The sequence below is a fragment of the Geodermatophilus sp. CPCC 205761 genome (genome assembly GCF_051383655.1).
GTDB lineage: Bacteria > Actinomycetota > Actinomycetes > Mycobacteriales > Geodermatophilaceae > Geodermatophilus.
Genome location: NZ_JALPKQ010000024.1, coordinates 67,834 through 80,050 on the forward strand (window position 1 = coordinate 67,834; position 12,217 = coordinate 80,050).

The following is a 12,217-nucleotide window of genomic DNA, read 5'->3' on the forward strand; positions in this document are numbered from 1 at the left end:
TCCTGGCCCGCGATGGGATGAGCCTGTCGTGTCGGCTCCGACCTGGGCAGTCACGTCCGTGGGGTCTCCCGCCCCCCAATCTGCGGGGCTCCGCACAGACCGAGGGCCCGCCACCGACCGGTGACGGGCCCTCGGTCCGGGAGTGCGGTCAGGCGGTGGGGGTCACCGCCTTGCCCAGCGACCCGTCGCCGACGCCGGCCGAGTTGATCGCCCGGACGCGGACGTTGTACCGCTGGCCGTTGACCAGGGTGGTCAGCGTCACCGTGGTGGCGGTGGCCCCGGCGTTCGCGGTCACCGTGGGAGGCAGGACGGCGCCGGGGTTGTCGGCCGGTGCCACCGGGACCGCCGTGATGCGGTACCCGGTGACAGCCGAGCCGCCGTCGCTGGCCGGTGCGGTCCAGTTGACGACCGCGGAGGCGTTGCCGGCCGTCACGGCGCCCAGCGTCGGGGCACCCGGCACGGTGGCAGGGGTCTCCGTGCCGCCGCCGCCACCCGGGTCGGTCACCGGACCGGGGTCGGGGCCGGGGTCGGTCGGCGGGGTGCCGCCGGGGCTGGCCGGGCCGTCGGTGATGCTCACCCGCATGGTCCCGGTGGCGCCGCTGGCGTCCTTGACCGTCACCGTCGCCGGAGGCGCGGAGATCGCGAAGGTCTTCGCCGCGGCCGAGTCGAGCGTCCCGATCCCGACCACGGTCAGGGGATAGGACGCCGGGGCGACGGCCGAGGCCGCGACGGTGAGGTTCGTCCCGTCGTAGGTCGCCTGGCTCACGGACACGCCGTTGATCTTGTACGTGCTCGAGCTGACCGGCTTGTCGCTCAGATTGCGGACGGTCACCTCGGTCGGCGCGGTCGCCCCGCTCTGCAGCGGGATGCGGACGTAGAACCGGTCGGAGCCCGGGTCGTGCTCCATGGGGGTGGTGGCGAACCGGCCGTCCTGGCCGACGACCTCCAGCGCGCTGCCCTTGCTGGTGGTGAAGACGTCGAGGTGGGTGCCGTTGACCGCGGCCAGGTCGACCTTGAGGCCGGTGTTCACCGCGACCTTGCCGGTGATGCTGAACAGGTCGGTGGTGCCCTCCTGGAGGGAGCCCTGCCAGGCGGTGAACCGGTTGAAGCCGGTGGGGCTGCCGGTGACCTGGTGCAGGACGTCCGGGTTGCCGAGGTAGCCCGCGGGCGGGGCCGGGAGGACGCCGGGCCGCCACTTGAGGAACGGGCCGAGGTTGCCGGCCAGCGGGGTGTCGAAGTTGCCCAGCGCCGGCGAGACGTCCTGGACGAAGCGGCCGCGGCCGGTGGCGTCGGTGTCGACGGTCAGCTCACCGAAGGGGTGCTTGAAGCGGAAGGTCGTGCCCGGGGCGGCGTCGTCGACGTCCACCCGGACCCGGGCGAAGACGGTCTGCTCGCCGGGGTTGACCACCTCGTTGAGCCAGGCGCCCTCGAGACCCAGGACGAGCGAGGCGGTGCCGCCGCCGCGCAGCGGCAGCTCGGCCTCGACGAGCTGGTAGAAGAACTCGCCCGGGAAGTTGTTCGGGAAGGAGACCGGCGCCGAGGGATTGGGCACCTCGTCGGCCGGGATGCCGCAGAGCGGGTTGGTGTGGTCGAGGCAGGGCTCGAGCCGCACGCCGCTCTTGTCCTCGTACCAGGTGGGGAACCCGTGACTGGCGTCGACCGGACCGGCCTGCACGAGCTGGCCGGGGTTCTTGACCGTGATCTCGGTCGCCGCCGTCGCCACCGTCGCCATGCTCACCGGCACGACCAGCGCCGCGAGGCCGGCGACCACGCGCCGGCCGAGTGGCGATCCCCGTCCGTGCTCGGTCGTGCTCGGGCGTCGTTGCGTCAGGCTCATGGCCGTCCCCTCCAGGTGTCGTGCGTCGGGCCCCCCGTCCACGAGCGTTCGCCGGGACGTTGCGGTAAGCCTGTCGAGGCGGCGCAGGTGAGGGCAGCCTTCGAGGGGGGGAGCCGGATCCCCCAATCCGAGGGTGTGCGAGCACGCGGACCGGCGTCTGGCAAGGGCCCGAGGGCCCGCCACCGGCTGGTGACGGGCCCTTGGGGTGTTCAGTTGCGGTGTTCGCCGGGCGGGGTCACCCCTGGCGAGGCCGCCCGGGGTGGGTCACTGGACGGTGACGTCGAACGGACCGGCGATGCCGCCCTCGCTGGACTTGATCCAGACCCGGCCCGGGTTGGCGGGCGGGGGCGCCAGGCGGAGCTCCCACTCGCCACCGACCTCGGGAGCGACCAGGGCCGTGACCGGGGCCGTCGCGCCGGCGATCGCCGTACCCGGTGCGGTGCCGGCGGTGTTGGACCGGTACACCGTGATCGTGACCGGCTGGCCGGCCCCGTTGGTCACCATCGAGGCGCTGCCGCCGAGGCGGAACTCATTGCCCGTCCGGTAGGCGGCCAGCTCGATGGTGACGGCGTCCCCGGTGACGGTCGCGTCCACGTTGGCGGAGTTGGCCGAGTACGTGGTGGCGGCCGGCGTCCTGGAGGCGACCCGGAACCGGTAGCGCTGCCCGTCGGCGTTCTTCGGCAGGTTGGTGATCTCCGCGCTCGGCGTGGTCACGACCTTGTCGAACTGGGCCGCCCGCGTGACGGTCGCGGTGGAGCCCGTGCCGGCCACGGTCCAGACCTGGACGCGGTAGTCCGTGGCGTCCTGGACGGCGGTCCAGCTCAGGTTGACCGCGCCCTGCGGGGCCGTGGCACTCGGACCCGCCGGCACGACGCTGTCGACCGTGACGCCCTGCGGGATCGCGGCCGCGGCGGCCGGAGCCGGGGAGGCCACACCCTCGAGCCGGGTGATGTTCCCCGCCGCGTCGAAGGCCGCCAGCTTGATCGTGGTGTTGGCCGTGGTGACCGGGATGGTCTCGCCGGCCTTCAGCAGCTTGGCGGTGGCCGACGGCATGTCGGCCAGCGTCGGGTCGCTGCCGTCGGTCGTGTAGTAGACGTCGCCGTCACTGGTCACCGAGACCGTCCGGGTCTGCACCGCGGTGGCGCTCAGGGTCGGGGTGGTGGTCAGCGTCGGCGGCGTGGTGTCCACCGTTCCTGGCGTGCCCGGGGTGCTGCCGGGGTTGGCCGGCGCGAACGCCTCGCTCATCCGGGGGCCGGCCAGCGACCGGACCTCGATGTCGTACTGCTTGGCCGGGTCCAGCGTCAGGTTCGCGCTCGACGCGGTGGCGCCGAGGCGGACACCGGTCTGCACGCGCGGCGTGCCGGCCGGGGCGTTCGCGGCGGCCGCCTCGATCGCCACGACGCTGTAGCCGGTGACGGCCTGGGCGTCGGGAACGGCCGCCGCCGGGGTCCAGTTCACCGCCATCTGGGCCGGGTTGGTCGCGTTCCGCACCGCCGAGAACGAGCCGGCCGGCGCCACGGCGTCGACGGGACCGGCCGGGCACCCGCCCATGCCGGGGCCGCCGAGCTCGCCGAACTCGGCGATGGTCAGGCCCTGCCGGTTGCCGGCGGTGTCCTGCACCTGCCAGGACATGAACCGCTCGCCGCCGCCGGTCGCCACCATCTCCGCGACCGTCGCGGCGTCCGCACCGGTGAAGGTGTAGGTCGCGGTGAAGGTGTTGGCGGCGTCGTTGATGGCGAGGCTGGACGTGTAGCCGGTGTCCCCGGTACCGCCCGGCACCGCGCGGACGTCCCGGCGGCCGACCGAGGTGTCCTTGAGGTCGGGGTTGATGACCCGCTGCTCCACCTGGGACAGGTTCACGCCGTCCTTGATGTATCCGGTGACGGTCACGGTGTTGCCGCTGCGGACGGCACTGGCGTCGACGGCGGCGTCCTGGACGATCGTGTCGCCGAGCACGGTGTCACCGAACCGGATCCGCACCATGTCGCCGGCGCGGATGTCCGGGGTCACCTGGAGGTCCGGGCCGGCCCCGGCGCCCCAGCAGGCACCGCCGGGGTGGTTCACCTCGAAGGCGACGTCACCGGCCGCGACCACGGACTGCGCCGAGCCGACGACGACGCCGCCGCGGAGCACCTCGAGGGTCGCGGTCTGGCCGACGCGGTTCTGGAAGCCCTCGACGGTGACGAAGTCGCGGTTGGGGAAGACCACGATGTTGTGCGGGGCCGGGGGCGGTGCCGCGCCGGCCGGCTGGGCCAGGAAGAGCCCGCCGGTCGCAGAGGCGATCGCCAGCGCGCTGCTGAGGACGACGCGGCCTGCGCGCTTCGTGGATCGGGGCAGTCGCGACGCGGAAGGAGCTGTGGCTCCGGATCCGCCCCCGCGACCGCCGATGTGGGTCGGTCGTGACTGACTCATGGTGGTCTCCGCTGTCCGCGAATGCCCCGATCGGGTGATCGAAGCCGTGCGGAGACAGTCGCGTGGCGGGGTGGGGGGAAGGCAGCCGTGAGGAGGGGGGCGTAGGACCCCCAATCCGGGGGCGACTTCCGGAACGAGCTGGTCCGCTAGGGTTGGGGGCACGCCCGAGGGCCCGCCACCTCGCGGTGACGGGCCCTCGGGTCGTGCAGGTGTCCAGTTCGTGCGACCTCCCGGCCGGGCCCGCTGCGGGCCCGGCCGGGACGGCGTCAGCGGGCCTCGACCGTGAAAGGCCCCTCGACGTCACCGTTGCTGGACATGATGTAGATCACGCCCAGGTTGGTCGCCGGAGCCGGGTCGAGGGTGGTGTTCCAGGCACCCACGCCGGTCTCGTCGAGCCCGCCGGGTGCGTGCGCTCAGGAGCAGTCGCGACGCGGAAGGGCCGCAGCTCCACGTCCGCTTCCGCGACCGCCCGCGAGGGGTCGTGCTGTGGTCATGGGGACTCTCCGCAGTCGTCCAACCCTGACCCCGGTCGGGCGACCGAGATCTGTGCGGAGGAAGGGTCGTCGGGCGGCGCGTTCGCGGGCAGCCGCCGGCAGGGGTGCGCCCGGGCCCCAACCCGAGGTCGCACGAACGGGCGTGCGTGCCCGCTGACCTGCGCGGATCCGCCGGCGGCGGTCAGCCGGCCGGTGCGGGCTCGGCCGGGACCACGAGCACCGGCCGGTGGGCGCAGTGCAGCAGCGCCCGCGGCACGCTGCCGAGCAGCAGCTCGCGGCTGGCGGAGCGACCGCGGCTGCCCACCGCGACCACGGCCGCACGGCGACCGGCGGCGGTCTCGGCGAGCGTGGCGGCGGTGGCGCGGGCGCTGCCCGGCCGGCCCGAGCACGGCACCGTGAGCAGCTCCGCGCCGTCCGGTGCCGCGGGCCCGGGACCGGGACCCGGCTCCGCGACGGCGACCAGCAGCTGCTGCCGGCCGGGGAACAGCGCCGCCGCGGCGTCGATCGCCCGCCGCGCGCCGGCCGAGCCGTCCGTGCCGACCAGCACCGGTCCCGAGGCGGCCGCCGCCCACTCCTCGGTGGTCAGTGGGTGGGGGACGACGAGCACCGGCACCGGGCTCACGTGCACGACCAGCTCGGACACGCTGCCCAGGGAGGCGCGCACCCCGCCGAGCCCGCGGGAGCCCACGACGACCAGGTCGGCGCCGAGCTCCTCCGCCGTCCGGGCGAACTGGTACCCGTCCCCGCCGAAGGTGCGCTTGACCAGTCCGTCGGCCTCCCAGCCGGCGGCGCGCGCCAGCTTGACGCCGTTGCCGGCCATCCGCTCGGCCTCGGCCCGACCCTCCTTCTCCAGGAGGTCACCGAGGGCCTGCAGGCCCGAGGCCCGCCCGGCCAGCCGCTGGCGCAGCTCCGGGGAGGTGAACGGCGGCTCCCACAGGTTGAGGATCGAGGCACGGGCCGACGGCACCAGGGTGGCGGCCGCCTCGATGGCGTTGACCGCGCTGGGGGAGCCGTCGTAGCCGACGAGCACGCGCAGGGTCCGGACGGCGGGGTCAGGGGCGCTCATGACCCCATCCTCTCGGCAGGGGCCGACGTCGTGCGACCGGCGCGTCATGGGGTAGGCAGGACGCGGCCGCCCCGTCCGGGGGCCGGTGCCGCGAGACGGAGGCTGCGCAGATGGACGAGCAGGGCTGGACCGCGGTGGTCGAGGCCGCCATCCGGGCGCCGTCGATCCACAACACCCAGCCCTGGCGGTTCACCGCCCGCGCGGACCGGCTGGAGGTGTACCTCGACCCCGACCGGGCGCTGCCGGTCCTCGACCCCGGCGGCCGGCAGCAGGTGATCAGCTGCGGGGTGGCCGTCGAGTTCGCCGCGGTCGCGCTGCGGGCCGCGGGCCACGCCGGTGAGGTGGAGCTGCTGCCCGGCGCCGACCGCGACCACCTGGCCACCGTGCGTCTCGGTGCGCCGCGCGAGGTGACGGCGGAGGACCGCGCGCTCGCCGGGGCGATCGGCCGGCGGCACACCGAGCGTGCCCCGTTCCGGCCGCGGGCGCTCCCCGCCGGGCTGGTCGACCGGCTGCAGGCCGAGGCCGGCCGGCTGGGCGTGTGGGTCAAGCCCATCACCGAGTCGGAGGAGGAGGTCGCCACCGTCTTCCTCATCTCCCGCGCCGAGGAGATGGAGCAGCGAAACCCCGAGTACGTGGCCGAGCTGCAGCGCTGGCTGCGCACCGACCCCGGCGCGACGGACGGCGTCCCCGTCGACGCCGTCCCGAGCGAGGACCCGGCCACCCGGCCGTCCAACTGGCTGATCCGCGACTTCGTCGTCGGCACCCGCGAGCCGCACGGGCGCTTCCTGCCGGAGGCGGACGCCGGCGCGCCGCCGCCGGCGGTCGAGCGGCCCACCGTCGTCCTGCTGGGCACCACGAGCGATGACCGGGCGGCGTGGTTGCTGGCCGGGCAGGCGCTGGGCCGGGTGCTGCTGCAGGCGACCGCCGAGGGGGTGGCCGCCTCGCCGCTCACCCAGGCGCTGGACTGGCCGTCCACCCGGACGCGGCTGCGCAGCCGGCTGTCGCTGGTCGGCTACCCGCAGATGCTGCTGCGCATGGGGTACCCGTCGGCCGAGGCGGCGCCGCACTCCGGCCGGCGTCCGGTCACCGACGTGCTGCGCGTCGAGCCCACCGGCTGACCGCGGTTCACTCGCGGCGCTGCGTGCGGGCCCAGGGGTCCTCGGGGTCGAAGTCCTCGTCGGGCTCCTCGGCCTGCGCCGGCCCGGGCGGGCGGACCCCGGCCTCCAGGGCCGCGTCGCGTTCGCGGGCCCGGTCGGCCCGCTCCGCCCGCTCCCGCTCGCGGAGCTCGCGCCGGGTGGGCCGGTCGTCGGCCACCGGCCGCCCGGCCAGCCGCCACAGCCCGGCGCCGGCCAGCGCCAGCCCGATCGGCAGCACGTAGGCCGCGGCCCGTTCGGTGCCGCCCTCGCCGAGGTGGCCGGTGATGCCGGCGACGAAGAACACCGTCATCGCCGTGCCGACCAGGCCGAGCACGGCCAGCCCCGTCCCCAGGACCTCCGACCGGGGCCGGACGGCGTAGGCGAGGGCGATCAGCGCCAGCCCGCCGCCCACCAGGTACAGGCCGGCGCCCGCCTCGTGCAGCGCGTCCTGCCCGCCCTGGGGGAACACCCCGACCAGCGCGACCCCGACCGCCGCCGCGGTGAGGAACACCGGCGCCAGCCGCCCGCCGGTGCCGGCCAGAGCGGGGCGCAGCAGCACCGCACCGGCGCCGATGAGCAGCCCCTGCGCGATGAAGGAGGCGTTCATCAGCACGTGCGCCGGCGAACCGGCCGCACCGAGGGCGCTGACCAGGTCGTCGGCCCGGGAGTAGCCGTCGGCCTGCAGCGCGGCGACGGCCTCGACGACGAAGAACTGCAGGGTCAGCAGCCAGGCGAGCGCGCCCCAGCGGTACCGGGAGGGAGTCACGCCCGCCATCGTCCCAGGCCGGTCAGGCGCCCTCGGGCAGCCGGGCGAGGACGGCGGCGAACTCGGCGGCCGCCAGCCACGACGGGTTGCTGCCGGCCGGCATCCGCAGCACCTCGGCGCCGGCGGCGGCGGGGTCGGCGAGCAGCTCGGCCCGCGGCACGGGCGAGGGGAGCCGGGTGAGCCGGACGGCGACCACCGGACCGTCGGCCTGCTCCTCGGGCCCACCCGACAGCCGGCCGAGGGCGTGCACCCCGGGGTCGGTGCGGCCGCTCACCCACAGCAGGCACTTCTGCCCGGGGCGCATGAGCTCCAGCCGGTAGGAGCGGCGCACGCAGCGGGTGAGCTCCCGGGTGCCGCCGACCGGCCAGCCGGGGTCGATCGCCTCCGGCGGCCGGGTCGACTTCAGCACCCAGCAGGCGACGTCGCCCACCGACAGGCGGGGCACCCGGGCCGCCAGGTGCACCGCTCAGTCGGTCGCGGCGTGCTGTTCGGCCCCCGCGGGATCGGCGTCGTCGGAGTCGACCAGCTGCCGCTCCTGCTCGGTGCGGTGCTGCAGCTCGTCGTCGTTCGGTCGCGGATCGGCCTTGCCGTGCGCCTGGCGGTCCCGCGGGGCGGACTCCGTGGTCTCCATGACGTCGTCGAGGGTGGGGCGGTCGGGCTCGCTCATGTCGGTGCTCCGCTTCGTCGCAGGATGTCTCGTCACGGGGAGCCATAGCCAGGGAGCCCGGGCCGTAACCCGGTCGTCAGCGTTGTTCGAGCTGCGCCGCCGGCACCCACGCCTCGACCAGCACGGGACCGTGCGGCCCCGCGACCGCGTAGGTGACCCGGCCGAGCCAGCCGCCGTCGGCCTGCCGCCACTCGACCAGCAGCCCCGGCCACACGCCGGGTGCCCCCGGCGGGTCGTGCACCCAGCAGTGCCGGCCCCGGCCCTCCGCCCGGCGGCTCGTGGCCGCCGGGCGGAACGGCTCGGGCGCCGGCGGCGTCACCCCCGACCGGGCGGCCCGCTCACCGAGGGAACCGCCCGACCGTCCTGGGTGCATGCCGCCGGCCATGGGCAGAGTCTGGCACGCTGATCGAACACCCGTTCGACCGACGCGACCCTCAGTCGCGCCGGGCGGCGCCCTCGGCGAGGGTGCGGGCCACCGTCTGCACCAGCGGGTGCTCCGGCAGGTCCTCGACGAGGACCGGCAGCGGCAGCGACCAGTTCGGACGGTCGGTGGTGCCGGGCATGTTGGGCCGGCGACGCTCGGCGACGGCGTCCTCCAGCGTCGCCGACAGCAGCAGGGACGGCGCCTGCGCGAGCAGCTCGTGCGCGCGCTCCACCGCCGTCTCCGGGGTGGCGTTCTCCCGGACGCCGGAGATCCTGGTCAGGAGCGACCGCCGGCCACGCTCGAGCTCCTCGTCGCTCCCGGTGCCGCGCTCGCGCTGCTCGTCGACGTCGGCACCGGTCCACAGGCCGGCCACGGTGGGCAGGTCGTGGGTGGTGATGGCGGCCATCGCCTCGGCCGGCCAGGTGGCGGGGGCGTCCTCCTCGAACCACAGCAGCCGGTAGCTGAGGACACCGTGCTCGGCCATCGCCTCGCGGACGCCCTCCTCCACGGTGCCGAGGTCCTCGCCGACGACGACGGCCTGCGCGCGGGCGCTCTCCAGCGCGACGATGTCGAGCAGGTCCTCGGCCGGGTACCGGACGTAGGCGCCGTCCGCGGCGCTCCCGCCCGACGGCACCCACCACAGCCGGAACAGGCCCATGACGTGGTCGATGCGCAGCCCACCGGCGCCGGCCATCGTGGCGCGGATCGACTGGATGAACGGTTCGTAGTCCGACGCGCGCAGCTGCCACGGGATCAGCGGCGGCGAGCCCCAGTCCTGGCCCTGGGAGTTGAAGGCGTCCGGGGGCGCGCCCACGCTCGCCCCGGTGGCCAGCACGTCCTGCCAGGTCCAGGCGTCCGCGCCGCCGCCGGCGACGCCGATCGGGAGGTCCTGGATGACGGTCATGCCCTCGGTGGCGGCCGACAGCTGCAGGTGCAGCGCCCACTGCAGCCAGGCGTGGAAGGCGACGTCGCGCTCGTGCTCGGAGACGAACGCGCCCACGGCCGGGTTGCGCGGGTCGCGCAGCTCCTCGGGCCAGGTGTGCCAGTCGGGTCCGTGCACGTCGGCGAGGGCGCACCAGGTGGCCCAGTCCTGCAGCGGCTGACCCTCGTGCCACCACCAGTCGGGGAAGGCGGGGTCGTCGCGGCCGGTGGCGTCGAAGACCCGGCGGAGCACCTCGCGCTTGCGTGCCCAGATCGCGTCCCGGTCGATCAGCTCGCCGTCGCCGAGGGCCCGCCCGGCGTCGTCCTCCAGGTCCACGGCACCGGCGCCGGGTACCTCGGACACCCGCAGGTAGACCGGGTTCCGGAAGCGCCGGGTGGCCGGGAGGTAGGGACTGGCCTCCTGCCCCGCCGTCGGGGCGACGGCGTGCAGCGGGTTGATGAGGACGAAGCCGGCACCCTGCCCGGCGGCCATCTCCCGGACGGCGCGCAGGTCGGCGAGGTCGCCGATGCCCCAGCTGGCGCGGCTGCGGGTGGCGTAGAGCTGCACCGCCCAACCCCAGGCGCGGTCGGCCGGCAGCCAGCAGCGGCCGGGGGAGACGATCAGCCGCCGGCGCGGCCCCCCGGGCTCCTGCAGCCAGTGGTAGCCCAGCGGGAAGTCCTCGGGCAGCTCGCCGTCGACCTGCCGGACGGTCCCGTCCTCGCAGGTCACCTCGGCCTCGTCGACCTCGAGGGCGTCCCCGGGCCGGGCGACGATCGGCGCGCGCTCGTCGAGGTCGGCCGGCGGCGTGCCGATCACCTCCCGCAGCCGCTCGATGGTGGCCGGGTCGACCCGGTGTTCCTCGTCGAGGGCGTCGACCCAGCTGGCATCGATGCCCCACTCGTCGGTGGGTGGCGTGCGCGTCACCCCCCGATCCTCCCCAGCCGGGGCGGTGCCCACACCGCAGCGCCACAGTGGTGCCGGTCTCGTCCTTGACCCTCCAGCGGCTGGAGGGTGCATCGTCGCCGCATGACCGAGGACGGACGGCTCGCCATCGGGCAGCTCGCCCACCGGCTCGGCGTCCCCGTGCGGACGGTGCGCTTCTGGTCCGACGAGGGCCTGGTCGACCCGCCGTCCCGCTCGGCCGGCGGCTACCGGCTCTACGACGCGGACGCCGTCGCCCGGCTGGACCTCGTCCGGACCCTGCGCGAGCTGGGGCTGGGCCTTGCGGCCATCCGCGAGCTGCTCGCCCGCCGGCGCACGGTGGCCGAGGTGGCGGCCGAGCACGTCCGCGCGCTGGACGCCGAGATCCGCCTGCTGCGCCTGCGCCGCACCCTGCTGCGGTTCGTGGCGACGGCGGGCACCACGACGGAGGAGATGAGGATCGTGCACGACCTGGGCACCCTGTCCGCCCGCGAGCGGCAGCAGCTGATCGACGAGTTCGTCGAGCGGGCCTTCGCCGGGCTGCCCGACGACGCCTCGGGCGCCGGCATCGCGGCCGGCATGCGCACGCTGCCCGCCGAACTGCCCGAGGAGCCGACGCCGGAGCAGGTCGGCGCCTGGCTGGAGCTGGCGCGGCTGGTGGCCGACCCCTCCTTCGCCGACCGGGTGCGGGAGATGGCAGTGGCCGGTGCGGGCGCGACGCCGGAGGAGCCGGACACCCTCGGGGCCGACGCCGGCCGCATGGTGTCGCTGGGCCGCCGGGGGCTCGACGGGGGCGTCGTGCCGGGCACGCGGGCGGCCGAGGCGCTGGTGGCGGGGTGGCTGGGCGACGTGTCTCCTGCCCGGCGGGCCGAGCTCGCCGACCGGCTGGCCACCTTCACCGACGCTCGGGTCGAGCGCTACTGGCAGCTGCTGGGGGTGCTCAACGGCTGGCCGCCCTTCGAGCCCTCGGTCCCGGCCGTCGAGTGGTGGATCGCCGCCCTCCGCGCGGTCAACTGATCCGTCGTGAACCGGCCGTCCCGCCCGCCCGGCGGGGGCATCCGCCCTGGAACGCGACTCTCCGCGCCGGGAGTCCGGGATGGCCGGGCCCGTCGGGGACCGTCGGGGACGGGACCTTCCGCGCCGAGAGTCCGTCTTGGACCCAGTCCTCCTCCCACCCGTTCCGGGTTCTGACGGCGGCCGTCCGTTGTTGGGCCCGGACTTTCGGCGCCGAAAGGCCGTCCTGGACCCACCTCACCTCCCACCCGTTCCGGCGCCCGGCGGCCGGCGTCCCTCCTTGGGACCGGACTTTCGGCGCGGAAAGTCCGGGAGGGAGCCGGGCCTGTCGGGCCGCGGTGCCCACCGTGTGACTGGTCCCGCCGCGCCGACCGACTCCCGGATCGTCTTTCCCGGAGTTCGTGCGTCTGTGCTGGTGAGAGGCCCAGAAAGTGTCGTACCCCGGTCTTGGGTTGGGGTCGTGTTCAGCGGGAGTGGGTTCGGGGTCGGCCTGAGGGTCGCCGAGCTCGCGCTGCCCGACCAGTGGCCGGCCGATCGGGTGCCGGTGCAGCTGGCCGA

At 75.6% G+C, this 12,217-nt stretch carries 10 protein-coding genes; 2 read left to right on the forward strand and 8 right to left on the reverse strand.

The genetic code is table 11. The features are described from left to right. Positions 1–148: 148 nt before the first annotated feature. The 3 genes from MY526_RS15780 to MY526_RS15790 all read right to left on the reverse strand — a co-directional run bounded on the left by MY526_RS15780 (position 149) and on the right by MY526_RS15790 (position 5,809). Positions 149–1,837, reverse strand: coding sequence for a fibronectin type III domain-containing protein (locus MY526_RS15780; RefSeq protein WP_436704429.1), 1,689 nt, complete (start codon positions 1,835–1,837; stop codon positions 149–151). A gap of 264 nt (positions 1,838–2,101) precedes the next feature. Beyond that, on the reverse strand, positions 2,102–4,045 hold the full coding sequence (locus MY526_RS15785) for a chitobiase/beta-hexosaminidase C-terminal domain-containing protein (protein ID WP_436704431.1): 1,944 nt from the start codon (positions 4,043–4,045) through the stop codon (positions 2,102–2,104). Between the two features lie 879 nt (positions 4,046–4,924). Next, positions 4,925–5,809 carry a universal stress protein gene (locus tag MY526_RS15790; protein ID WP_436695002.1) on the reverse strand — a complete coding sequence of 295 codons (885 nt, stop codon included), beginning with the start codon at positions 5,807–5,809 and terminating at the stop codon, positions 4,925–4,927. A 110-nt stretch (positions 5,810–5,919) separates the two neighbouring features. Here MY526_RS15790 and MY526_RS15795 point away from each other — a divergent pair, with 110 nt between their 5' ends. Further along, entirely contained in the window at positions 5,920–6,927 is a 1,008-nt protein-coding gene (locus tag MY526_RS15795; protein WP_436695004.1) for an Acg family FMN-binding oxidoreductase, read from the forward strand. 7 nt (positions 6,928–6,934) lie between these two features. On the opposite strand, the gene MY526_RS15800 is transcribed toward MY526_RS15795, so the two are convergent. From MY526_RS15800 to malQ, 5 genes are all read right to left on the reverse strand, one after another. Beyond that, positions 6,935–7,720, reverse strand: coding sequence for a DUF998 domain-containing protein (locus MY526_RS15800; RefSeq protein WP_436695006.1), 786 nt, complete (start codon positions 7,718–7,720; stop codon positions 6,935–6,937). 13 nt (positions 7,721–7,733) lie between these two features. After that, positions 7,734–8,174: a hypothetical protein gene (locus MY526_RS15805; protein ID WP_436695008.1), complete on the reverse strand. Its 441-nt coding sequence runs from the start codon at positions 8,172–8,174 to the stop codon at positions 7,734–7,736. Positions 8,175–8,177: 3 nt separating this feature from the next. Continuing rightward, the gene (locus MY526_RS15810; RefSeq protein ID WP_436695009.1) at positions 8,178–8,378 is read right to left on the reverse strand and encodes a hypothetical protein; all 201 of its coding nucleotides are present in this window, start codon (positions 8,376–8,378) and stop codon (positions 8,178–8,180) included. A gap of 76 nt (positions 8,379–8,454) precedes the next feature. Further along, on the reverse strand, positions 8,455–8,763 hold the full coding sequence (locus tag MY526_RS15815) for a hypothetical protein (RefSeq protein WP_436695011.1): 309 nt from the start codon (positions 8,761–8,763) through the stop codon (positions 8,455–8,457). A 49-nt stretch (positions 8,764–8,812) separates the two neighbouring features. Further along, positions 8,813–10,648, reverse strand: coding sequence for a 4-alpha-glucanotransferase (gene malQ / locus MY526_RS15820; RefSeq protein ID WP_436704433.1), 1,836 nt, complete (start codon positions 10,646–10,648; stop codon positions 8,813–8,815). A gap of 102 nt (positions 10,649–10,750) precedes the next feature. On the opposite strand from malQ, the gene MY526_RS15825 reads away from it, so the two are divergent. Next, a complete protein-coding gene (locus tag MY526_RS15825; RefSeq protein WP_436704435.1) occupies positions 10,751–11,662 on the forward strand; it encodes a MerR family transcriptional regulator in 912 nt (303 codons plus the stop codon). Positions 11,663–12,217 lie beyond the last annotated feature (555 nt).